Origin of the sequence: Photorhabdus bodei (assembly GCF_003287735.1) — a bacterium.
GTDB classification, from domain to species: domain Bacteria; phylum Pseudomonadota; class Gammaproteobacteria; order Enterobacterales; family Enterobacteriaceae; genus Photorhabdus; species Photorhabdus kayaii.
On sequence record NZ_NSCM01000030.1, the window covers coordinates 1 to 21,329 of the forward strand.

The 21,329-nt window shown below is 43.5% G+C and carries 26 protein-coding genes; 5 read left to right on the top strand and 21 right to left on the bottom strand.

The window, feature by feature from the left end; all coding sequences use genetic code 11:
* The first annotated feature begins 174 nt into the window (after positions 1-174).
* From CKY02_RS15470 to CKY02_RS15480, 3 genes are all read left to right on the top strand, one after another.
* Positions 175-984, top strand: a complete 810-nt coding sequence (locus CKY02_RS15470; RefSeq protein ID WP_240002065.1) for a hypothetical protein — start codon at positions 175-177, stop codon at positions 982-984.
* A gap of 182 nt (positions 985-1,166) precedes the next feature.
* Positions 1,167-2,183, top strand: coding sequence for a hypothetical protein (locus CKY02_RS15475; protein WP_112895982.1), 1,017 nt, complete (start codon positions 1,167-1,169; stop codon positions 2,181-2,183).
* Positions 2,184-2,309: 126 nt separating this feature from the next.
* Positions 2,310-2,579: a type VI secretion system PAAR protein gene (locus CKY02_RS15480; protein ID WP_036783358.1), complete on the top strand. Its 270-nt coding sequence runs from the start codon at positions 2,310-2,312 to the stop codon at positions 2,577-2,579.
* A 727-nt stretch (positions 2,580-3,306) separates the two neighbouring features.
* Here the strand turns inward: CKY02_RS15480 and CKY02_RS26350 are convergent.
* The 18 genes from CKY02_RS26350 to fliF form a co-directional block, all read right to left on the bottom strand.
* Positions 3,307-3,438 carry a hypothetical protein gene (locus CKY02_RS26350; RefSeq protein ID WP_274382147.1) on the bottom strand — a complete coding sequence of 44 codons (132 nt, stop codon included), beginning with the start codon at positions 3,436-3,438 and terminating at the stop codon, positions 3,307-3,309.
* 353 nt (positions 3,439-3,791) lie between these two features.
* Positions 3,792-4,130 carry a helix-turn-helix domain-containing protein gene (locus CKY02_RS15490; protein WP_338015629.1) on the bottom strand — a complete coding sequence of 113 codons (339 nt, stop codon included), beginning with the start codon at positions 4,128-4,130 and terminating at the stop codon, positions 3,792-3,794.
* 109 nt (positions 4,131-4,239) lie between these two features.
* Positions 4,240-4,500, bottom strand: coding sequence for a type II toxin-antitoxin system RelE family toxin (locus CKY02_RS15495; protein ID WP_112895984.1), 261 nt, complete (start codon positions 4,498-4,500; stop codon positions 4,240-4,242).
* Between the two features lie 266 nt (positions 4,501-4,766).
* Positions 4,767-5,177 carry a cytidine deaminase gene (locus CKY02_RS15500; protein WP_112895985.1) on the bottom strand — a complete coding sequence of 137 codons (411 nt, stop codon included), beginning with the start codon at positions 5,175-5,177 and terminating at the stop codon, positions 4,767-4,769.
* Between the two features lie 355 nt (positions 5,178-5,532).
* Positions 5,533-6,315 (bottom strand): flagellar biosynthetic protein FliR, encoded by a 783-nt coding sequence (gene fliR / locus CKY02_RS15505; RefSeq protein ID WP_112895986.1) that lies wholly within the window; start codon positions 6,313-6,315, stop codon positions 5,533-5,535.
* Between the two features lie 2 nt (positions 6,316-6,317).
* Positions 6,318-6,587 carry a flagellar biosynthesis protein FliQ gene (fliQ, locus tag CKY02_RS15510; RefSeq protein ID WP_049581963.1) on the bottom strand — a complete coding sequence of 90 codons (270 nt, stop codon included), beginning with the start codon at positions 6,585-6,587 and terminating at the stop codon, positions 6,318-6,320.
* Between the two features lie 20 nt (positions 6,588-6,607).
* Entirely contained in the window at positions 6,608-7,324 is a 717-nt protein-coding gene (gene fliP, locus CKY02_RS15515; RefSeq protein WP_112896021.1) for a flagellar type III secretion system pore protein FliP, read from the bottom strand.
* A 46-nt stretch (positions 7,325-7,370) separates the two neighbouring features.
* Complete coding sequence (fliO, locus tag CKY02_RS15520; protein ID WP_112895987.1) at positions 7,371-7,823, bottom strand: flagellar biosynthetic protein FliO; 453 nt, start codon at positions 7,821-7,823, stop codon at positions 7,371-7,373.
* 1 nt (position 7,824) lies between these two features.
* Positions 7,825-8,244, bottom strand: coding sequence for a flagellar motor switch protein FliN (gene fliN, locus CKY02_RS15525; protein ID WP_112895988.1), 420 nt, complete (start codon positions 8,242-8,244; stop codon positions 7,825-7,827).
* A complete protein-coding gene (gene fliM / locus CKY02_RS15530; RefSeq protein ID WP_112876881.1) occupies positions 8,237-9,241 on the bottom strand; it encodes a flagellar motor switch protein FliM in 1,005 nt (334 codons plus the stop codon). The genes fliN and fliM overlap by 8 nt, the downstream gene beginning before the upstream one ends.
* Positions 9,242-9,246: 5 nt before the next feature.
* Positions 9,247-9,723 carry a flagellar basal body-associated protein FliL gene (gene fliL, locus CKY02_RS15535; RefSeq protein WP_112895989.1) on the bottom strand — a complete coding sequence of 159 codons (477 nt, stop codon included), beginning with the start codon at positions 9,721-9,723 and terminating at the stop codon, positions 9,247-9,249.
* A 68-nt stretch (positions 9,724-9,791) separates the two neighbouring features.
* Complete coding sequence (locus tag CKY02_RS23985; RefSeq protein ID WP_146747455.1) at positions 9,792-10,043, bottom strand: hypothetical protein; 252 nt, start codon at positions 10,041-10,043, stop codon at positions 9,792-9,794.
* Positions 10,044-10,062: 19 nt separating this feature from the next.
* Positions 10,063-11,361 (bottom strand): flagellar hook-length control protein FliK, encoded by a 1,299-nt coding sequence (locus CKY02_RS15540; RefSeq protein ID WP_112895990.1) that lies wholly within the window; start codon positions 11,359-11,361, stop codon positions 10,063-10,065.
* Positions 11,361-11,804 (bottom strand): flagellar export protein FliJ, encoded by a 444-nt coding sequence (gene fliJ / locus CKY02_RS15545; protein WP_112876884.1) that lies wholly within the window; start codon positions 11,802-11,804, stop codon positions 11,361-11,363. The genes CKY02_RS15540 and fliJ overlap by 1 nt, the downstream gene beginning before the upstream one ends.
* A 42-nt stretch (positions 11,805-11,846) precedes the next feature.
* Positions 11,847-13,211, bottom strand: coding sequence for a flagellar protein export ATPase FliI (gene fliI / locus CKY02_RS15550; RefSeq protein WP_112895991.1), 1,365 nt, complete (start codon positions 13,209-13,211; stop codon positions 11,847-11,849).
* On the bottom strand, positions 13,211-13,915 hold the full coding sequence (gene fliH, locus CKY02_RS15555) for a flagellar assembly protein FliH (RefSeq protein ID WP_112895992.1): 705 nt from the start codon (positions 13,913-13,915) through the stop codon (positions 13,211-13,213). Before fliH ends, fliI begins: the two co-directional genes overlap by 1 nt.
* Complete coding sequence (fliG, locus tag CKY02_RS15560) at positions 13,908-14,900, bottom strand: flagellar motor switch protein FliG (RefSeq protein ID WP_112876887.1); 993 nt, start codon at positions 14,898-14,900, stop codon at positions 13,908-13,910. The genes fliH and fliG overlap by 8 nt, the downstream gene beginning before the upstream one ends.
* Entirely contained in the window at positions 14,897-16,600 is a 1,704-nt protein-coding gene (gene fliF / locus CKY02_RS15565) for a flagellar basal-body MS-ring/collar protein FliF (RefSeq protein ID WP_112895993.1), read from the bottom strand. The genes fliG and fliF overlap by 4 nt, the downstream gene beginning before the upstream one ends.
* Positions 16,601-16,884: 284 nt before the next feature.
* Here fliF and fliE point away from each other — a divergent pair, with 284 nt between their 5' ends.
* Both fliE and CKY02_RS15575 read left to right on the top strand, forming a co-directional pair.
* Positions 16,885-17,196: a flagellar hook-basal body complex protein FliE gene (gene fliE / locus CKY02_RS15570; protein WP_112895994.1), complete on the top strand. Its 312-nt coding sequence runs from the start codon at positions 16,885-16,887 to the stop codon at positions 17,194-17,196.
* A 597-nt stretch (positions 17,197-17,793) separates the two neighbouring features.
* Positions 17,794-18,624: a DUF2829 domain-containing protein gene (locus CKY02_RS15575; RefSeq protein WP_112895995.1), complete on the top strand. Its 831-nt coding sequence runs from the start codon at positions 17,794-17,796 to the stop codon at positions 18,622-18,624.
* A 375-nt stretch (positions 18,625-18,999) separates the two neighbouring features.
* On the opposite strand, the gene fliT is transcribed toward CKY02_RS15575, so the two are convergent.
* From fliT to fliD, 3 genes are read right to left on the bottom strand one after another with little or no spacing between them, the layout of a single operon-like run.
* Positions 19,000-19,374 carry a flagella biosynthesis regulatory protein FliT gene (gene fliT, locus CKY02_RS15580; protein ID WP_112895996.1) on the bottom strand — a complete coding sequence of 125 codons (375 nt, stop codon included), beginning with the start codon at positions 19,372-19,374 and terminating at the stop codon, positions 19,000-19,002.
* Positions 19,374-19,784, bottom strand: coding sequence for a flagellar export chaperone FliS (gene fliS, locus CKY02_RS15585; RefSeq protein ID WP_011146214.1), 411 nt, complete (start codon positions 19,782-19,784; stop codon positions 19,374-19,376). The genes fliT and fliS overlap by 1 nt, the downstream gene beginning before the upstream one ends.
* Before the next feature lie 12 nt (positions 19,785-19,796).
* The gene (gene fliD, locus CKY02_RS15590) at positions 19,797-21,218 is read right to left on the bottom strand and encodes a flagellar filament capping protein FliD (protein WP_112895997.1); all 1,422 of its coding nucleotides are present in this window, start codon (positions 21,216-21,218) and stop codon (positions 19,797-19,799) included.
* Between the last annotated feature and the right edge of the window lie 111 nt (positions 21,219-21,329).

Here is a 21,329-nt window from a genome sequence, read left to right on the forward strand (position 1 = left end):
GCCCATTGTTCGGCGCAGGTTGAAAACATAAAGATTACCTCAAGTCGTGTTTTTTATTGGGATCAATCTATGAGGTAAAAGTTCAATAACGAGGGGGCGGGTTAAAATATTTGTGTAGGAAAGACAGGGGAAGGCCGGGGATTTGGTACCGCCAGTACAGCTTCCATGCTATTAATGGCAAATGGTGAAAATGAAGTCAGTCTGGAATTTGGTGCGTTGGGTTGGTTTTCCTCAGATAAGCTATCAGATGAAACCCGTAACCGTTTTAATCCTGAAGCGAAATGTAGTCTAGAATTGACGGCTATGCGTGGTAAAAAAAGTGAAGTATTAACGGCAATTGAAGTGGTAATTGATAAAAATGGTCAGCCTGTGGCAACAACACCCGCGAATGAAGCGAAATATGTTGCTATTAGCACACCGATAGTACGTCATGTGATACAGGCAGAAAAAATAGAAGCTGGGCATATAGAGAAAAAGTATTTTGATCCGAAAGAATATCCACTCAATATGACCTTATACCGGTTTAGTCGTAATGTAAAAATCAGCGGCTTACCTGATTGGGAATGGGAGAAAGCAACCCCTTATACCGATACCCCAGAACAACGTCAGCAATTGCAGCAGGCTTATGTGGCGGTCTGGCAGGCTTATCAGGCAAAAAATTTGCAGGTAATTCGTGACCAACGAAAAATCGCGCTCAAAGCTTGGGCTTGGGCCACTGGTGAAAGTGAAGAGAGTATTTTTGCTGATCAGCCTATTTATAATAATGTCAATGCAAAAAATTTCAGGATGAAGCCAATTGATTGGGATGACTACCGGGTTCAGATAATGAATCAGGGTAAAATGATCAGACTAGTGAATAAATCAGATCCGGGAAGTTATCCGGTATCCTACTATTACGTTGATGAGGAAGATGGGGAAACAGTTTGGGCTACTACCGCGCCGATTTTCTCATTAATTAATGGTCGTTTTGTTCAGGTAATTTAATGGATAGCAATATCGGGTTATTTGACCCGATATTTTCTCTTGATGGAAAATGCAATAAAAGTCGGTAATATCGATACAGCATTTGGTGATTGTAAAACGACACTGGGATTGTGGATTTGGTTAATATTAAAGTTGAATAATATTCCACTTATCACCGGGTTACACCGGAACGTGAGGATAAAATGAGATTAAAATGGTTATTGCTATTATTAGGCGTGATGGTAATGCAAGGTGCTAACGCAAATGAACCGCAGTTGTATATCCGCAGTTTATTCGATATCCAATATGCCTTTTGTGACATCAAAACCAATGGCGTAACAGGAATGGATAACCGAGATTCAGCCCTGGAAGGCCGGGGATTTGGTACCTCCAGCACAGCTTCTATGCTATTAATGGCAAATGGTGAAAATGAAGTCAGTCTGGAGTTTGGTGCGCTGGGTTGGTTTTCCTCAGATGCGTTATCAGATAAAGACCGCAATCATTTTAACCCTGAGGCCAAATGTACGCTGGAACTGACGGCTATGCGTGGTAAAAAAAGTGAAGTACTGACGGCAATTGAAGTGGCAATTGATAAAAATGGTCAGCCTGTGGCAACAACACCCGCGAATGAAGCGAAATATGCTGCTATTAGCACACCGGTAGTGCGCCATGTGGTACAGGCTCAAAATATAGAAGATGGGCATGTAGAGAAAAAGTATTTTAATCCGAAAGAATTTCCTCCTAATATGACCTTATACCGATTTAGCCGTAGTGTAAGAATCAGTGGCTTACCTGATTGGGAATGGGTGAAAGCAACCCCTTACACGGATACACTTGAACAGCGTCAGCAATTGCAACAGGCTTATATGGCGGTCTGGCAGGCTTATAATGCCAAAGATATAAATACTCTTATGGAACAACAAAAAGTTGCGCTCAAAGCTTGGGCTTGGGCTACTAATGAAAGTGAAGAGAGTATTTTTGCTGATCAATCTGCTTACAGTGATATCAACGAAAAAGGTTTCAAAATGAAGCCAATTAATTGGGATGACTATACCGTTAAAATAATGAATCAGGGCAGAATGGTCAGATTGGTGAATAAATCAGATCCAGAAAATTCCCCAATATCCTACTATTATGTTGATGAAGATGGCGATACTATTCTGGCTACCGTCGCACCAATCTTTTCATTGATTAATGGTCGTTTTGTTCAGGTAATTTAATGGATAGCAATATCGGGTTATTTGACCCGATATTTTTTCTTGATAGGAACAGCAAAAGAAAGCTATTATCGGTTACGCAAGATAAAGACTAATTATGTTAATTCTGCCAGATATGGGGGAAGAAATATGGGTAATGCGGTAAAGATTGGTGATATTGGCACAGCGCATGATGATTGTGGAGCGACATCGGTTATTTCGGGATCGACCAGCGTGAAAGTTGATGGTATTCCTTTAGCTCGTCAGGGCGATAGTTTAGCGCCACATTCATCTCATTCACGCATAATTGCCGGTGGTTCCAGTACCGTTTTTGTTGATGGTAAACCTGCGGCGAGAACCGGTGATGCAGTGAGTTGTGGTGGAGTTGTGATTGGTGGTGGTAGCGTTAATATTGGTTAAGGAAAAAATATATTCTCAGTTAATATGCGCAGCGCCGTTTGTGATTGTAAAACCCCGGACCCTTATATTCACAAAATTAGTGTTAAAAGTCGGGAAATGGGTTTTTCATTATAATCAGATTGAACCGATAGGGGATATTTGAGTGGTTGATGAAGCGGGTGGTATACCGGCAGCAATTTCATTGGTGGGAAAACAGTGTCTGTCTGACAATCCACACTGTCTATCTCTTTTTTATTGCGTTATTTTTACGATTTTCTTCATAAAATAACTGGCGGGAAAGAACCTTAATCCCCATCTATTTGGGGAATATTGTTTTACATGCAGATTTATTTTCAATTCATTATTAATGGTTAATGATTTCGATTAAATTCCATTAACTCTATTTATGAAAAGTTTTAACCAAGTTAAATCCTCCCTTGATATAAAAAATTAATACTTCTGTATTTTCACCTTTAAATGATTCTGGCAGGTTAAAATAAATGAAGTATAAAACCGCTGATAAATAAATTGATATGGTAGGGGAAAAGTTAATTCCTGCCTTGGGTTTTATGACAGGCAGGTTTTAAACTGTTATTAAAAGTCATTCTTTTAACTTATGGTTTTAATCGCTATAACGTTTTCACCGTTGTTTTTACCATTTTTAGCACCGGTTTTTTGTGAAGTTTAATGAACATCAGTTATTGTGTTTTACCTTTTAACCGATGCTAATCATATCCGATTTTTATCTTTACCCGTCATCTTTCAAGTTGCCTCTTTGTTGGCTGCACTCATTCACCCCGGTCACATTGTTATCTATGCTCCCGGGGATTCGCTCCCTTGCCGTCGCGATCCATCTTGAAATCCATAGGGTATAATTCAATAAATGCAATTTTTTGAAAGAAGATTTAATTGCATTTACTATGCGAATTTAAGGCAAGAAAAAAATTAAATCCCGTCCTAGGTTTTATGACAGGCAGGTTTTAAACTGTTATTAAAAGTTATTGTTTTAATTATGGTTTTAATCGGTATAACGTTTTCACCGTTGTTTTTATCGTTTTTAACACCTTGAAAAATAAATTAATGAAATGGATTTCACCTTTCGTACCTTTTGGGAAGATAAAATGTAACATGAATACGGCAAAATTGGCCGTATTCATGTTAATAAACTATTATCCAATACCAGTTGATCATTTGAGTATTTTTCGCTTCTAGATCGACGAGGCTTTTCTGAATTTAGTCGACTATAAGCTGGCCGATACGGCAGTCGTACAGCGTAGCTAGTTTCTCTAGGGTAGATCGACGAGGCTTTTCTGATTTTTCCCACTGAGAGACAGCAGACTGACCGACACCTAACTTTTCTGCAACTTCTGATTGTGACAAGTCGCGATAAACACGCCAAGCAGCAATGATACTAATTTGTTGTTCAACCATGATCCCAACTACTTCATGTGGGATAGTTTCTTCATCATTTTCACCTACTTCATATGATACTGATACATAATCTTCATCTCGATCAGACAGGACTAGTAGACGTTCATACTCCGCTATAGGCAGGATGACTGATTGCCGCACACCGTTTTCGTCAGTAATAAAGTTAATCACAGGCATAGAATTTACTCCGGTTAAATTAAATTTAATCAATATAATACAATGTATTATGATTTTTCCTTGTTATTTTTTGCTAATAGGTGTTTGTTTGTCTGCGTTTTACTTCTTTGACTTCGATGATCACAGGTTCACCGTTAATTACGTCAAATAAGATGCGATAATCACCTACTCTTAATCGATACTGGTTTTTGCTGCCGCTCAGCTTTGTTATATCCAGTTGAACTATTGGGAAGCTTTCCAGTTCCGATACTTTTTTGTAAATCGCTTTTTGGTACCGGATGTCGATCTTGGCTAACTGTTTAGCAGCTCGACCAGACCAAACCACTTTGATCATTTTTTCCCTTATCGATTAAAAAACAGATCTATTTTAGATGAGATTAATATTAGATTGAAAGTCTGATATTGACAAGAAAACTCTAATTTTTATGTCCATTTTTCTAATGTAAGAATAGTAAGTCTAATAATCAAGTAGTAAGCTAATAATGTTAACTACAGAGATATCTCTATAACTGACATTGAGAACGGTTGATTTTGTATTGGCAAGGAAAGACAGCCTGGGAGACGACTGTCAGGGAAGAGAGGGCTACTTAGTCATACAGTTTAGAGTTTTTCCCCATTAACGGCTGACCAATGATAAGGTTGCAGTTCACGTATGGTTTTAAATAACAGCTCGTTTTTTTCATTAGTCACCGCCGCTTTTACTGAGCCTCCCCAATGAGCCAGACGTTCCCGACATATTCCACAGGGTGACAAAATGATATATTCACAACCGGCATCTTCACGGCAAAGACATATAGAGTGCGTTACCGCTTCATTCAGTTTATGGGCGTCTAAATAGGCGCCAACTTCCATACAAAGAGATAATGCGTCATTTTTGGTATCAGGGGCAATGCTGGTTAAGATTTTGCCCGATTCTGTCCGTACCGCGGCAGCGCCACCCCATCCTTTGGGATATCGTTTTTCAATTAAGTTAACTGCGGCATTATATAACTCTTGTTCTATACCCGTCATCTTTCAAGTTGCCTCTTTGTTGGCTGCACTCACTCACCCCGGTCTCATAGTTATCTATGCTCCCGGGGATTCGCTCCCTTGCCGCCGCGATCCATCTTGAAATCCATTGGGTATATATTCATTAATTTACTGCTCCTATCTCGTTAGCTTATTTTATTTTTCTGGGTTAATAAAACAGTACAATTTATACCCGTCATCTTTCAAGTTGCCTCTTTGTTGGCTGCACTCGCTCACCCCGGTCACATAGTTACCTATGCTCCCGGGGATTCACTCCCTTGCCGTCGCGATCCATCTTGAAATCCATAGGGTATATATCATATAAAATACGGATGGTTTTTTCTAGGTAGACTTTTTTTTAAATAACCATCCCACTGATAATGACCGCCAGTCGATTAAATAATTCACTAAACATACGTTCGGTAAATGGCGCGAACATCGGGATTAAAAGTGTGAGTACCAATATACCGGTAGTTAGTGTTAACGGAAAACCGACCACAAAGATGGAAAGTTGTGGTGTCATCCGGTTTAAAATCCCCAATGATAAATTCAGTGTTAATAATAGTGTTATCAATGGTAGAGCCAGCATCATGCCGTTGATAAATATCATACTGGCGCTTTGTGCTAGCAGTAAAAATCCTTGAGCGCTGAGTTGCAGTGGTTGTACCGGAAGAATCTGGAAGGTGTCTGCCAGAACCGATAATAGCCATAGGTGACCATCAAAGGCCAGAAATAACAGTAAGGTCAAGAGGTTAAAGATTCGTGCCAAAATAGGCATATTGGGGCCGCCGGAGGGATCAAAAAAGGTAGCGAATGAAAGCCCCATCTGTAAACCAATTATTTCACCGGCGTGACGCACGGCTGCAAAGGCAATTTGCATTGTCAGGCCAAGTGATGTCCCAATCAGGATTTGCTGGAGCATCACCCAGAATGCCGCAACAGAGAAAATAGGCACTTGCGCAGGTTGCAGGTTTGGCATCAAGAGCAGTGTTACCATCACTGCCAGTCCTATTTTGACTTTCTTAGGTGCCTGTTTTTCACTGAATAATGGCGCAGTACTGAACAGCGCAAGCACCCGAACCAGCGGCCAGAAAAATTCACTGACGAACTGGATCAGCATTTCACTGTTAAAAGAGATCATAACTAGCCAATTATCACCGGTATGCTGCTGTAGAGTTCACGCATGTAGTCCAGCAATAGGTTTAGCATCCAAGGGCCGGCGATAACGGTAGTGACAAATACCGCCAGAATTTTGGGAATAAATGATAGTGTCATTTCGTTAACTTGTGTTGCAGCTTGCAATAAGCTCACAATTAAACCACATAATAAAGCCGCTAACAGCAACGGCGCAGCTAGCGCCAATGCGACTTTCATGGCTTCTGTTCCCAATGCCATTACTGATTCAGGAGTCATAATGTTTGCCTCTTTTCAGGTCAACCGTAAAAACTTTGTGCCAGAGAACCCAGTAGTAATTGCCAGCCGTCAACTAAGACAAATAACATGAGTTTGAAGGGCAGTGAGATGGTTGCAGGGGGGACCATCATCATCCCCAACGCCATCAATACGCTGGCGACCACCAGGTCAATAATCAAAAATGGAATAAACAGGGTAAAACCAATCTGAAAAGCGGTTTTCAATTCGCTGGTAATAAATGCCGGCATCAGTACTCGCATAGGAACAGAATCGGCGGTTTCAAACGGCGGTTGATCAGCAAGACGTGCAAACAGCGCTAAATCGTTTTCCCTTGTCTGACGCAACATAAATTGCCGTAACGGCTTGGCGCCATTTTCTAACGCGGTTTCCAGACTAATTTTATCTTCACTGAAAGGCAGATAAGCATCTTGATAAACTTTATCGAAAACCGGTGACATAATGAAAAACGTCATAAATAACGCCAGTCCAAGTAAAACCTGATTCGGTGGTGCCGATGGGGTGCCTAAAGCATTACGCAGTAAACCCAACACGATAATAATGCGGGTAAAACTGGTCATCATGAGTAAGGCGGCGGGAATAAACGTCAGCGCGGTAATGAAAACTAATGTTTGAACCGGTAGTGACCAACTCTGCCCACCGTTTGCCAGCGGTTGACTGATGATGCCCGGTAACTGTGCCGCGGCATCTATCGGTAAAATAAGCGCAGCGAGTATCATCCCCAGGCGGCATGACAATGCAAACTTATCCCTTATAAAGAGAGAACTACTTTTTTTCATCATCTTTGCCTTGTCGCATCAGCGTATTTTTTAAAATCTGACCAAATAGTGCCGGTTTTATAGTTTGTTCTTCGGTGGTATCACGGTGGGATTCAGGTATTGGCATCTGGTGTAATAAATTAATTTGCTGAGCAGTGACACCTAATACCAGCCAGTTATCTTCAACTTCGACAATGACGACACGTTCACGTTGCCCCAGGGAGCAACTGGCTTTGATACTCAATTGTTGCTGAGTTTTCCCTTTGTTGGAAAACAGCCCTATACGGCGTATTAGCCAAGTGAGGGTAAAAATCAATAGCAATACCCCCGCTAGCGCGCTGCTGACCTGCATCAACGTCTGACCTGCGGGAAGTGGCGCGGATGTGGCGACTTGAGTAACCGCTTGGGTTTGCGCGGCGGAACCTGCCGCGCCATTATGTAAAGAGGGCTGGAAAGCCATATTAACGACTCAGGCGACGCATACGTTCAGAAGGGGTGATGATATCAGTGATACGGATACCGTATTTATCGGATACAACCACAACTTCACCCTGAGCAATCAGATATCCATTGATTAAAATATCCAACGGCTCCCCGGCAAGGCCATCAAGAGAAACGACTGAACCTTGAGATAATCTCAGCAGTTGTTTGATGGTCATTTTTGTCCGGCCCAATTCTACGGATAATTTGACCGGAATATCCAGAATCAGGTCGATATCCGATAAGTGAGCCAGTGTATCCTGAGGCTCCAGAGATTCAAAAATCGCCGCGCCGCTGTCCGAGGTTTGTTGTTGCGCGGCCTGTTGTTCCAGAGCTTCTGCCCACATATCTTCGGCAGATCCGGTTGAAGCGGTATCTGTGGGTTGCTTAGCATCACTCATTGGGCTGTTCCTCATCCAGAGCATTTAAAACGGGGTTAATAAGATGTTCGACACGCAGGGCATATTGCCCGTTTAATGTTCCGTACTGACTGGTGAGCACGGGCACACCATCAACGTGAACGATCAGGCGTTCGGGTTTATCAATAGGTAAGATATCGCCCGGCTGAAGTTGCAGGATTTTTGACAGCCTCAGCGGGATATCAACAAAGTTAGCGACCAATTCCAGCTCTGAATGCTGAACCTGTTTTACCAGGCTTTCTCGCCACAGGCTGTCTTCTTGCCGGGCATTTTCCAATGGTGGATTGGTCAGACGTTCCCGTAGTGGTTCGATCATGGCAAACGGAATACAGATATTAAATTCACCACTCAACGCACCAATTTCCACTTGAAATGGCGTTGTCACCACAATATCGTTCGGTGATGTTGTAATGTTGGTGAATTTCACCTGCATTTCAGAGCGAATATATTCCACTTCAATTTTGAAAATGGCGCTCCAGGCATCACGATAGGAATCCAACGCCATGCGTAACATCCGGTTAATCACTCGCTGTTCAGTATGGGTGAATTCACGACCTTCCACTTTGGTCGGGAAACGTCCGTCACCACCAAACAGGTTATCTACCGCGATGTAAACCAGGCTTGGTGCAAATGCAAACAGCGCTGTTCCTCTTAGCGGTTTCAGATGAACCAGATTAAGGTTGGTCGGTACCGCCAGGTTACGGGCGAATTCATGATAAGGCTGAATTTTTATTGCGCCGACGGTAATGTCAGGACTACGGCGGAGCATGTTAAACAACCCCATCCTAAAATGACGAGCAAAGCGTTCATTAATAATTTCCAGTGCTTGCAGACGTTCCCGAATAACACGGCGTTGGGTATTGGGATCATAAGGGCGAACCTCATTTTCCCCGGACGCGGTATTTTCCACGTCGTCACTGGCACTGTCGCCATTGAGCAGAGCATCAATCTCTGCCTGTGAAAGAATATTGTCACTCATGGTGATTATCGCAGAATAAACGTGGTAAACAGCACATCGGTGATGACCTGATCCGGTTCACCGGGTACCAAGGTTGGGCGAAGTGTTTGCTTGATGTCGTCCATCAGACGCAATTTACCGCTGTCATGAGCCAGATCGGCCGATTTTTGGCGTGATAATAGCAACAACATACGACTACGAACTTCCGGCAGATACTCGTGGAAACGCTGGCGAGTTTTTTCATCAGCTAAACGTAAAGTCACACCAATGTAGAGCACTCGGTCAAAGTGATCTTCATTGTCGATCAGGTTGACGGTGAAAGGCTCCAGAGTCATAAAGACAGGGACTTCTATGGCTTTGGATGCCGCGGAGTCACTCTCTTTTGCTTGTTTAAGTGCCCACCAACTGTATCCCCCGATGGCGGCACCGATAACGGCAATCAGTACTAACAGTATCATCCCAAATGGATTTTTGCGTTTATGCTCGTAGCTATAGTCAGACATGGACAGACAAATTCCTGTTTTTGTTGCGGATAAGTGTCCACGCATTCCATAGTGGGCTGACTTATCCATCAATATCGATAATCATTATCCCGCGTATTTCCGCAGGCAATAGCTGGAACAAACGGGGAAAAAACGACTAACTCGTTCGTTTGTTGTGAACCTTGTTTATACCCGTTATCTTTCAAGTTGCCTCTTTGTTGGCCGCACTCACTCACCTTGGTCACATCGTTATCTATGCTCCCGGGGATTTGCTCCCTTGCCGTCGCGATGCATCTTTGAAATCCATAGGGTATATACCCTTCACTGTTGGGTATAAGCACGTATAAATATTTTCCACTATCAGGCGAAAATATCCACACCTCCTCGGGCGGACGCGAGTTGATGAGGTGTTAAATGTACTGTGGATTCAGTGGCTGAGTGATTTTCCGAGGTGGCATCCGCATTGCGGCTTGCGGTTCCGCCTGAATGTTGTGAATCAGAGCGTTGTTCTTGTTGCCACGGGCTAGCGTTGTCACTGCTGACACTGCTTTGGGTCAGTTGAATACCACTTTCTGCCAGTGCGTGGCGAAGTCCAGGTAATGCCGCTTCCAGTGCCGCCCGGACATGGCTGTGAGCCGATGCCAGATGTAATTGTGCTTGATTATCTTCAACGGACATGCGGATTTGCAAGGCACCTAGCTCTTGTGGATGCAGGCGTAACTCTGCCTGTTGCAGGCCATTGCGGTTGAATAAAATAATTTGTTGGTTTAATTGTTGTTGCCACTCTTCACTACCCAATTGGGCATTCAGTAAGGGAGTAGAGGCACTGGATAACTGAAACTGGGCGGTCTGATTGTGCCCTGCGGAGAGCAGGGGAGAGGTTGCCACAGAGGAGATTTGCCCGGTTTGTTGATTTTCAGTGACTGCTGGCGCGGGCTGGATCTCAGCTTGAGCGGTAGTTTGAGTTAGTGCTGATTCACGTGGATGAGGCTGAGTTGCAGTTTCATGCTGGATAGTTGCGACAGCAATCTTGGGTTTTACCGAAGAATTTTGCCCAAATCCGTTTTCAGGTTTGGTTTTAAAAAAGGCTTCCGCTTTTTCTTCTTCCTGTTTTGGTTGTTCTGCAATCGCTGTCAGAGGATTCTCTTCAGTCGATAATCCTGTAACGCTAATTTGACGGTTTTTATCATTATGCTTAACGAGTCCGTCAGGTTGGAGGCTACTTTTCTGGTTTTCTGATTTGATGGCTAACCCGGATAATTGTATGGGTAAACTTGCCGCCAGCTCTTCTGCTGACATAAGTTTCTCATCAACAGCAACCGGTTGTTTGTTTGCATCTGCTTTTACATCAAGGGGAATCAGCGAGGAGGTAATCGGTTCCGTTGGTATTTCATTTGAGGTAGATAATTCATTCGCGATAGACAATTCGTTTGGGACAGATAATAGTGGCGACAAATCGTGGTCTGTATCATCTATAATCTCTTCTCCTTCTTTGGATGATACTTTTCCTGGTTTGGCCCCGCCTTTCTGCGCCAGTTCGGTTTCCAGATTAAGAAACTGAGCAAAAGCCGAAGGTTGATCGGCATCAGTGAGTGAATTGCCGCGCGGTGGTTGATTTTCTGTCGGTTTCAGGTCGGCAGGCAAAAGAGTGAGATTCATTATTTATTTCTCCGTTGTGCGCTACGTTGGGCATACTCATCCATCTGTTTCTGTTCCGTTCTGTTCTGATGTAATCTTCGGTTGTTATCTGCCCGTTGTTGCAAAGTATCGAAGGCATTAAGGCGCTGTTGTTTTTCCCGCCACTGTGATAAAGCCGTATCAAGCCGCTGTTGCCATTGATTAAGCTGCAATTTGTGCTGTTCAATCGCTTTTTCCAGCGTTTTCATGAATTGCTGATAATTTTGCCAAGTGGTACATGGCATACCATTACTCAATGTGTCATTTAGGCGTTCCCGGTATTCATCCTGATAGCCCATCAACGTTGCGAGTTGTTGCTCCATTTGCTGATAGTTCTGACGAACTTGTGCTAAGTGAGTGGCGGCTTTTTCCACTGCATTTTGTGCAAGGTCACGCAAGGTTATGAGAGGTGATTGTTGCTGCATCTTATTCCTCGCTTTAATGGCAACGCCCAGAAAATCGTTACGTTATGTAGGTAACAACTGTTGTAATTGAATGCGGGCAGCTTCATATTCACTACGCTCTTCAATATCTTGCTGTAGAAATTGTGCCATGTAGGGATAAAGCTCAATGGCTTTGTCCAATAGCGGATCACTGCCAGCCGCATAAGCACCGACGTTAATCAGATCACGGTTACGCTGATAGCTTGCGAGTAGTTGTTTGAACTGCTGTACCCGCCGGTAGTGCTGCTTATCAATGAGTGCGGTCATTGCGCGGCTGATAGAAGCTTCAATATCAATCGCCGGGTAATGTCCTGATTCTGCCAGCGAACGGGAGAGGACGATGTGACCATCGAGAATTGCTCGGGCAGCATCGGCTATCGGGTCTTGCTGATCATCACCTTCGGTGAGTACGGTATAGAACGCGGTAATCGAGCCACCGCCATTCACCCCATTGCCTGCACGTTCCACGAGTGCCGGAAGTTTGGCGAAAACCGAAGGCGGGTAGCCTTTGGTTGCAGGAGGCTCGCCAATGGCTAGGGCAATTTCACGTTGCGCCATGCTATAGCGGGTCAATGAATCCATAATTAGCAATACATGTTTACCCCGGTCACGAAAATCTTCAGCGATACGGGTAGCGTAGGAGGCACCTTGCATGCGCAACAGAGGTGAGATATCGGCGGGTGCGGCGACAACCACTGAGCGGGCTAAGCCGGCGGTGCCAAGGATGTTTTCAATGAAATCTTTAACTTCGCGGCCACGTTCACCGATCAAGCCAACGACAATCACATCAGCTTGTGTGTAACGTGCCATCATGCCAAGCAGAACACTCTTACCGACCCCGGAACCGGCAAACAATCCCATACGCTGCCCACGGCCTACGGTCAGTAGGGCATTAATCGCTCGCACGCCGACATCCAGTACATCACTGATTGGTGTACGTTGCAGAGGATTGATTGGCGGTGTGGTGAGTGGCGCTCGATAGCCGGTATCTGGCGAAGGAAAACCATCCAGTGGACGACCGGCGCCATCCAAAACTCGCCCTAACAGTTCCGGGCCAAGTGGTAACTGGCGTCCACTGCCACAATCTTCACTGTATGGGCGGGCGTATACCCGGGCGCCGGGTACAATCCCTTCCAGATCTTCAAGTGGCATGAGAAGAAGTTTTTCGCCATTAAAACCGACAACTTCACTTTCAACTTCTTCAACATTGCTACCGTTTTGTCGCTCAATCAGGCAGGTTGCTCCGAGAGGCAGATGTAAACCTGTTGCTTCCATCACCAGCCCGGTCGCTCTGGTCAGGCGTCCATAACGACGCACTGGTGAAGTTTTCTCCAGTTTCTGCTCAAAAGCATCCAGTGTCGCCAGCCAGCGCCCGAGTCTTGCTGTCATTACAATTCCCCCGGTGCGGCCAGCCGGCATAACTCATGCCAGCGGGTTGCCAAACTGGCATCCAAATCGCCTTCATCGGCACTAATTTTACAACCACCGGGATGCAGTTTGTTATCTGCCAGTAAGCGCCAGCCGTGTAATGAGAGCGTGTTGCCTAATTGTTGCTCAACCATTGGCATATCTCGTGGATGAACCCGCAATTGGGGTTTTCCACTCAACATTGGTTCCTGTTGAATAAATTCACGGATCTGATTGAGCAGGGCAGTGCCATCACAAATCGCCGGTTGACCCAAGATTTGTTTCGCCGCGGTCAGTGACAGTTGCATCAAGCGGGATGCAATGATCGTGTCAAGTCCTTCCAATGAATGTTGGAAATCCGCTAGCAGATTTTGCCACTGCTCGGTGATAGGTTGCTGCTGCTGAATGGCATCTTTTCGTCCCTGTTCCAGACCGGCCTCTAAGCCGGCTTGATAGCCTTTTTCATAACCTTGCGCTTGACCTTCGGTAAATCCCTGTTCATGGCCTGCTTGTCGAGCCTGTTCTTTCAGGTTATCCAGCATTGCCGCTTGTTCAAGGATTTCATTGTGCTCAGAGTCTTCCTGTGAGTCATCAACGGGCTCTGGTTTGGCCCGTAGTTTTTCCCACTGTGTGAGTTCGTTTGGTTTCCAGGGTTGCCAGTCAGCATTGTTTAACTTATCAGACATAGCTATCGTCGCCACCATTTAGGATAATCTCACTGCTTTCTGCCAGACGACGAACAATAAGCAGAATCGCTTTCTGTTCGCTTTCCACTTGCGACATCCGTACCGGACCACGGTTTGCCAGATCATCGCGCATAATCTCTGCGGCACGTTGAGACATATTGTTGAGGAAATGATCGCGTAGTTGCTGGTTGCAGCCTTTCAGTGCAATGAGCAGAGAGTCGGTGGTGATTTCCTGCAACAGGCGTTGGATACTGCGGTCATCCACATCAATGAGGTTTTCGAACAGGAACATTTCATCGATGATTTTTTGTGCCAGTTCATTATCGTAGGCACGCATGGCTTCGATAACATTCTCTTCTTGCTGACTTTTCATCAGGTTGATAATTTCAGCCGCGGTACGAACGCCACCCATTTTGCTACGCTTGAGATTCTGACCGTCTAACAGGTTATTGAGCACTTCTGTCAGTTCAGCCAGTGCCGCCGGCTGTACGCCACCAAAAGTTGCGATACGTAGCATGATGTCGTTGCGTAATTTGTCATCAAACAGCGCAAGGATATCGGCTGCTTGTCCACGATTTAAGTGAACCAGAATGGTGGCGATAATCTGTGGATGCTCTTCACGGATCATATCGGCTGCCATTTGTGGTTCCATAAAGTTGAGGGTCTCAATACCGGTGGTGGTTTCACGGGATTCGAGAATATCCTCAAGCAGACTGGAGGCGCGTTCTTCACCTAGCGCTTTAATTAACACCGAGCGCAAATAGTCACTGGCGTTGATACTCAGTGCCGCATACTGGCCGGCATCTTCTTCAAATTCTGCCAATACATCCACCAGTTGCTGATTAGAAATTTGGCGCATGCCTGCCATTGTGATACTGAGTTGCTGGACTTCCCTGGAGTTCAGGTGTTTAAACACCTCGGCCGCCTGATCTTCTCCCAGGGTCATTAACATGACGGCGCTTTTTTCTGTTCCGTTCAGGCTCATTGTTCGTTACTCATCCATTGACGGATCACCAGTGCCACTACGCGAGGATCTTTTTCTGCCAGCTCGCGAATGCGTTGGCTTTGAATTTCAGCACTGACTCGTTGACGTGTCAGTTTCTGGCGCGTTTTTTCATCCATTTCTGCACTAGATTCAGTCATTTGTTTTTTCTGAACTTTCTGTGCTTCAAGGGCGGCTTTTTCCGCAGCGCGTTTTTTGGCAAGTTGAGGCACAACCATTTTGCGCCATAACAGCCATGCCACCAGAATCAATAGCAGGTAGCGGCCAAAATCGAAGGCTTTTTCCAACAGAATTGGGTTCTGCCAGACAGGAATAACCTCGATATTTTCTTTGCTTTCAGTAAATGGCGTGTTAACTACATTCAAGCTGTCGCCACGCTCTTTAGAAAAGCCCATCGCTTCTCTGGTCAACGCTTCTATTTTTGCCAATTGCTCAGGGGTTAGCGCCTGAGTTTCCGGGCCATTTTTGCCTTCCACCGTGACATAATTGACGACAACGGCGACGGATAAGCGTTCAACACCACCGGCTTGCTGTTGCACATGACGAATAGTCCGATCCACTTCATAGTTTGTGGTTTCGTCACGGCGGTTATTGCGATTACTGTTGACCGTGCGCTCGTTACTACTACCGGCGGATGAGGTTTTCTTATCGCTCTTGCCGTTTTTGTTGTTCTCTTTGGTATTTGGTTTATCAATCGGCGCACTCGGTGGAGGGCTCGGTTGATTGGAAAGCGCACCGGGAATACCGCCAACCTGAGGGCCGCCACTCTGTTCGCTCTCGCTTAACTGTTTTGAGCGAACCGCCGCCTGATTTGGTGGCTGGTTAGGTTTATATTCTTCCGCGGTCTCTTCACGACGTGAAAAATCCACCTGTGCCGTCACTTGTGCGTGAACGTTACCACGACCGACAACCGGAGCCAGAATCGCTTCAATACGATGTTGGAAGCGGTTCTCTACTTCCTGAATGTATTTCAGTTGACTGGTATTCAGATCGCGTCCGGTAGCGTCGGCTTGGGTCAACAGACGTCCGGCCTGATCAACGATGGTGACATTGCTCGGCGGTAAGCCGGCGACACTACTGGAAACCATATGGACAATGGCATTTATCTGGCCTTCATCCAGTGTACGACCTTGCAGTAATCCAACGGTGACGGAAGCTGAGGGCGATTTCTGTTCACGGACAAACAGCGAGGGTTTAGGGAGTGCAAGATGAACTCGGGCATTTTGCACCGGCCCTAAAGATTCAATGGTGCGTGACAGTTCACCTTCCAATGCCCTTTGGTAGTTAACTTGCTCACTAAATTGGCTGATCCCAAACTTTTCTTTATCGAGTAGCTCGAATCCAGCAGCTCCACCCTTAGGCAACCCTTGTTGCGCCAATCTTAGCCGTGTCTCATGCACCTGTTCGGCAGGGATCATGATAGCAGCGCCATTTTCGGCAAAACGGTAAGGGATATTTAATTGGGTTAATTGGGTGACAATATCGCCACCATCTTTATCGCTCAGATTACTGTAAAGCACCCGATAATCGGGGCTGCGTAACCACAGGAAAAGGGCAATGACAATCGCAACGGCTGCGCTGCCGGCAACTAATAATGGCACTTTAGGATCAGCTTTTATCTGGTTAATGATAGCACTGAAACCTTTAGTTTGATTTTCAACGTCGGTTGTTGCGGCACTCATAGACGATCCTTGCCTTGCTGTTCAACATGAATACTAAAAGCGTGGCGTAACAAAACAGACTCCCCATACGCAAGCGAAAAAATTCTTCCTATTTTCAGTTTTGTCATTATTCGCTGTTCACTCATCTTTTAATGGCACAATAAGCCCTGACTTTTTACTTTAATTACCCGCTTTAGATTGAGGGGGCTATGTTAGGGTGGCGGTCTGAAAATATGCCGTATAAGCTTTGGGTTAATATGGCATTGAATTGCGTAGGATATAGGGTGGTTTAACACGAGGTTTTTATGTCAATTCAAGCAATTGAAGGCGTGTTGCAACAGATGCAGGCTCAGGCATTACAGGCAGCCAGTATCGCAAAACCCATGCCATTGCAGGGGGGATTTGCCAGTCAATTAACGGCGGCTGTTGGTAAAATTAATCAAACACGTTTAAATGCCACAAAACAAACTCAGGATTTTACACTAGGTGTACCCGGTGTTGAATTGAATGATGTGATGGTGGAGATGCAGAAATCCAGTATCGCTTTGCAAATGGGCGTCCAGGTAAGAAATAAGCTGGTGGCTTCTTATCAGGAGATTATGAATATGCAGGTGTAGGTATTAATTTATTGATGTCTATCGTTATCAACCTTCTGTATTTCCTGTTTGGTATGCTTTTTTAATTTTTAGAAGTAAACAGGTTCTTTGTTATCTATCCCGCCCAGTTTGTCAGCAGCCACCTGTATTTGTAGGTGGCTTTTGCATTTCTGTCCACATTTCAGCGCTGCCCATTTTGTTATTCCTTAGTTAATCTTTCCTAGGAAAGTGGTAAAATTCATTGTCAATAAAATATTTAAGGTGTCACGGTTTCGAATAATAATTCTCAACTCTAATTTCTGAGATTAATGTTAACTTGTTGATAAGTATCAAAAAACGATAAGGAGAATGAGCGGTATATCCTGTTATAATTGAATCTTAAGTTTTATGCCGGTTGCATTAATTCATAAAAATTTACTGAATGTTTAATAATAGATTAAAAGTTAAATTATGTGGTTTAATTTTTAATTATTTATATACCCGTCATCTTTCAAGTTGCCTCTTTGTTGGCTGCGCTCACTCACCCCGGTCACATAGTTTGCTATGCTCCCGGGGATTCGCTCCCTTGCCGCCGCGATGCATCTTGAAATCCATAGGGTATAGATATAAGGAAATAATATGTCTGAAGTTATGAAACCTGAAAATGAATGTCCGTTTGATCCTAAGCAATATGAATGTCACAGTGTTATCGCTCCGGTTGGTTCTTTTTCTTGGGCCCTGATTCAATTAAAGCTACGCAAACTTGTCGCTCGTTCTGTTTGGAGTGATAAAAAGATGTATTTGGCTATTGTTCCTCGTGTGAATGATTTAACAGTAGAAGAAGGCAGTGCTTACGCTGTTGATGGTGTCGCCGTTGGCACTAAATATGATTACTTGACGCATATTGATCTACGCAATGAGCACGGTAACTTTGTACCGTGGCAGCCAACACAAGAAGATATGATGGCTTGTGATTGGAATTTTTTTGAAGATAAGGTAAAGGCTGAACCAGAGTCAGATGATATGTTGGTTTTCGATCTTAAATCAGAGTTTGGCGAAAAAGCTGGATATTATGGATATTTGAGTGAAAATAAAATAAGTGACTCTAATGCCGCTCCCATAGGGACTTTAACTATTATCCAAAATAAGATAGATATTAAAAATATTTTAATATTCCATACTGTTGAAAATCCAGGTTATATTCATTTTTCTGTATCCTTTGATGAAGTTAATTCTCAAAAGGTGAAAGAATTATTTAAGAAAAATCTTTATGTCAAAGTTGACAATATAACCTATAATCTTGGAACAAGCCCAGAATGGAGTTCAGATATAACAAATTCCACATCCGGTGTTTTATATAACAATGACCCGCCCAATAATCCACATAAAGTGGATACTGAAAAACTAGGCAGAATTATAAAGCAAACAGGTGTAACTAAGCGTTTTTACTTAAATTGGAGTGATGCATAAGAATAAATAATTCAAATCTACACCCTAAATTCAAGGCTGCGCTCCTGCGTGGTCTTTTTATTTTTCACAATCAACTTAAATCACAGGGCTACATATAACAATTCATTAATATCTATTAGTCACGATGAGGATGGAATATGAAGAACAATCCTGATTTGTAGACTGGGATATTATAAGGTTTTAAAGACGCTTAGCCTCATTTAAGTCAGAAATGTAAAATACCTTTCATTGACATATAAGATACTGAGAATGAAAAGCAACACACTATTTAATTGCCAAGGTTTCTTATAATCTGAATTGAAATCAATACATCCTAAACCAAGCTCACAAAGGGGTAAATAATGGTGATGAAAGTACATCACCTTTATTTCTCAATTACTTTTGTTCCGTAGAGTTCATAAGAGTATGATAGGGTTCAACAGGGAATTGGCCGTAGCTATCATTTAATAATTGCTGTTGGCTTGCTTGTTTGATGAGTTTACTTAATTCATCAAGTCTTTTCTGTAGTAGTTTTTTAATCTCATTTTCATTATCTAAAATTATCTGCAAAATGTTGGTCATTTTTTGCTGTAACGAAAGAGAAGTCGTCGATGATATTGAAGAGTGGCTGATCACTTCTACTGCTTTGAGGTAGGTGATTTCCATATCAACAAGTTCATCCCATTTTTCATTTTTAGCTAAATTAAGCATTTGCTCACTTAAACTTAGGATCTGTTGGTAAGCTGACAAAAGATCCATTTTATTATCCATTAAACAATATCCTGACTGGCGTTGTAATGAGGGCCAATTTGCCGCCAAGCGTCTGAAATCTCGGTGAGTAACTTTATTACTTCGGTAATGGCTGGCTCATCATTGCGTAAATTAGCGTAGAGTAAACGTTGGGTCATATAGTCGTAAAGGGAAGCGAGATTGTGTGCCAGCTCTCCACCTTTTTCATTATCTAACCCCTGTTTGAGGCCATTATCGATGATATTGATCGCTTTGGAAATAGCTGCGCCTTTTTCCGCGATATTACCTTGTTCCATCAGAATAATTGCTCGACGTAGGGCGCTAAGCGCCCCGTTGAACAAAATCTGAATCAACTGATAGGGGGAGGCGTTCATAATTTCGCTCTCCACATCTATCTGGGCATATAATTGACTTGCCGAACGTTGATACATAATTTCCTTTAATTATCTCATTTGCTGTAATTGTGAGAGGAAGCTACCGGTTTTTCCCAAGGAAGAGACCATTTTATCCAGTTGTGAAAATTGGCGTTTATAACGTTCAATTGTTTCGTTAATATTCTGTTTCGTCCTGTCTACTTGTTGATCAAGGTTTTTTAGACGTTTGCTAATGCCATTAGTCGCGGTAACTAAAGTACCTTCATGACTATCCAGAGCATCTTTTAATAGCTTATGTGTTTGGGTGGCAAAACCCGTTTCTTTACCGTCACCCATAAAGAATGCTTTTACATTAGCCGGTTTTTCTTTTAGATTTTTTTCCAGTTTTTCGTTATCAATTTCCAGCTTGCCGTCAAGTTTTTGTTTAATGCCCAGTTTATTCAGGGTTGGAATATCATTAGCCGCCTGAGAGCTGAAAATCTGGCTTCTTAGCTGGTTCTGTATTCCGCGTAATGTGCTGTCACCTAATAAAGCACCATTATCTTTCGACGGTTCTTCACCCTGTTTTACTGGCTTAAATTTGGTCAGTGAATCAAATGTCGTTTGTAATTCATTATAAGTATCAACCCAGTTTTTAATCGCCTCTTTCATCGGCTCAATATCACGGGATATGACCAAAATTTCTGGCTTATGTTCCCCAGGGTTATCTTTATCCTCGGTCGTTTTTTTGAGATCCAGTTTAACGCCTTCGGGTGCATCGGTAATATGGTTTGTCTGACGTACAATTGGGATTTTATTAACGGTCAAGAGGGCATTTTTCGCTTCAACCGTTTGAGTGAGTTTACTCGTTGTACCCGGATAGTCTAGAAATTGACTGAGTTTGTTATCGCCTTCAACTTTGATGGTCATCACGGATTCAGTGCCCGCTTTTTTAGCCGTTAGCACTAAATAGTTTTCGCCATCTTTGGCTTTAATAATACTGGCGTTGACATTACCTTCCTGCTTATTAATGGCATCACGGATCTCAATAATGGATGTTTGTCCGTCTGTCAGCTCGATTTTCATCGGCTTTTTTTCGCCAGGTTGAGTAATGGTAATTGTTCGGGTTTTACCTTCGCCCAAAGTTTCACCCATATACTCTTTGATATTACTGACTTCTTCTGTCTGTAATGATTGTGCTTGTGCCAATTGTTTAACTTCAATGCTGTAGTTACCTGGGCTGGCTTTAGAATCCGTACTGGCAACGAATGCATCATGTTTTTCGCTGGCAGTGGTTGTGCTAAGTTTATCGAACTTTTTCAGTGACTCAGACGCGGTTTCCAGCTTTTCTAAACTGCCTTTTAACGTACCAAAAGCGGTTAGCTTACCTTTATAACTGGTTTGCTGTTGTGTCAGAGGGACTAAACGCTTTTGTTCTGCTGCCTGAAGTTTATCCAATATAGAGCCCAAATCCATCCCCGACCCGGCGCCTAATGAAGAAATGCTAGCCATTTATTGACTCCTTTATTAGTAAATCTTTATTGAACCGGTTATCGGTAATTTTTTAGAAAAGTTTACTAATAAAAATAATTTTTCTATGGTAGGAATAGTCGTGAAGAACCG

Excerpts from the sequence above, each read along its gene's own strand:
- fliF (WP_112895993.1), bottom strand. The coding sequence starts at position 16,600 with ATGAGTGCCGCAACAACCGACGTTGAAAATCAAACTAAAGGTTTCAGT.
- CKY02_RS15475 (WP_112895982.1), top strand. The coding sequence starts at position 1,167 with ATGAGATTAAAATGGTTATTGCTATTATTAGGCGTGATGGTAATGCAA.
- fliN (WP_112895988.1), bottom strand. The coding sequence starts at position 8,244 with ATGAGTGATGCTAAGCAACCCACAGATACCGCTTCAACCGGATCTGCC.
- fliP (WP_112896021.1), bottom strand. The coding sequence starts at position 7,324 with ATGATACTCGCTGCGCTTATTTTACCGATAGATGCCGCGGCACAGTTA.
- fliE (WP_112895994.1), top strand. The coding sequence starts at position 16,885 with ATGTCAATTCAAGCAATTGAAGGCGTGTTGCAACAGATGCAGGCTCAG.
- fliS (WP_011146214.1), bottom strand. The coding sequence starts at position 19,784 with ATGTATCAACGTTCGGCAAGTCAATTATATGCCCAGATAGATGTGGAG.
- fliQ (WP_049581963.1), bottom strand. The coding sequence starts at position 6,587 with ATGACTCCTGAATCAGTAATGGCATTGGGAACAGAAGCCATGAAAGTC.
- fliL (WP_112895989.1), bottom strand. The coding sequence starts at position 9,723 with ATGTCTGACTATAGCTACGAGCATAAACGCAAAAATCCATTTGGGATG.
- fliM (WP_112876881.1), bottom strand. The coding sequence starts at position 9,241 with ATGAGTGACAATATTCTTTCACAGGCAGAGATTGATGCTCTGCTCAAT.
- CKY02_RS15470 (WP_240002065.1), top strand. The coding sequence starts at position 175 with ATGGCAAATGGTGAAAATGAAGTCAGTCTGGAATTTGGTGCGTTGGGT.
- CKY02_RS15480 (WP_036783358.1), top strand. The coding sequence starts at position 2,310 with ATGGGTAATGCGGTAAAGATTGGTGATATTGGCACAGCGCATGATGAT.
- CKY02_RS15500 (WP_112895985.1), bottom strand. The coding sequence starts at position 5,177 with ATGACGGGTATAGAACAAGAGTTATATAATGCCGCAGTTAACTTAATT.
- fliR (WP_112895986.1), bottom strand. The coding sequence starts at position 6,315 with ATGATCTCTTTTAACAGTGAAATGCTGATCCAGTTCGTCAGTGAATTT.
- CKY02_RS15540 (WP_112895990.1), bottom strand. The coding sequence starts at position 11,361 with ATGAATCTCACTCTTTTGCCTGCCGACCTGAAACCGACAGAAAATCAA.
- fliI (WP_112895991.1), bottom strand. The coding sequence starts at position 13,211 with ATGACAGCAAGACTCGGGCGCTGGCTGGCGACACTGGATGCTTTTGAG.
- fliJ (WP_112876884.1), bottom strand. The coding sequence starts at position 11,804 with ATGCAGCAACAATCACCTCTCATAACCTTGCGTGACCTTGCACAAAAT.
- fliT (WP_112895996.1), bottom strand. The coding sequence starts at position 19,374 with ATGGATAATAAAATGGATCTTTTGTCAGCTTACCAACAGATCCTAAGT.
- CKY02_RS15575 (WP_112895995.1), top strand. The coding sequence starts at position 17,794 with ATGTCTGAAGTTATGAAACCTGAAAATGAATGTCCGTTTGATCCTAAG.
- fliG (WP_112876887.1), bottom strand. The coding sequence starts at position 14,900 with ATGAGCCTGAACGGAACAGAAAAAAGCGCCGTCATGTTAATGACCCTG.
- fliD (WP_112895997.1), bottom strand. The coding sequence starts at position 21,218 with ATGGCTAGCATTTCTTCATTAGGCGCCGGGTCGGGGATGGATTTGGGC.
- CKY02_RS15495 (WP_112895984.1), bottom strand. The coding sequence starts at position 4,500 with ATGATCAAAGTGGTTTGGTCTGGTCGAGCTGCTAAACAGTTAGCCAAG.
- fliO (WP_112895987.1), bottom strand. The coding sequence starts at position 7,823 with ATGGCTTTCCAGCCCTCTTTACATAATGGCGCGGCAGGTTCCGCCGCG.
- fliH (WP_112895992.1), bottom strand. The coding sequence starts at position 13,915 with ATGTCTGATAAGTTAAACAATGCTGACTGGCAACCCTGGAAACCAAAC.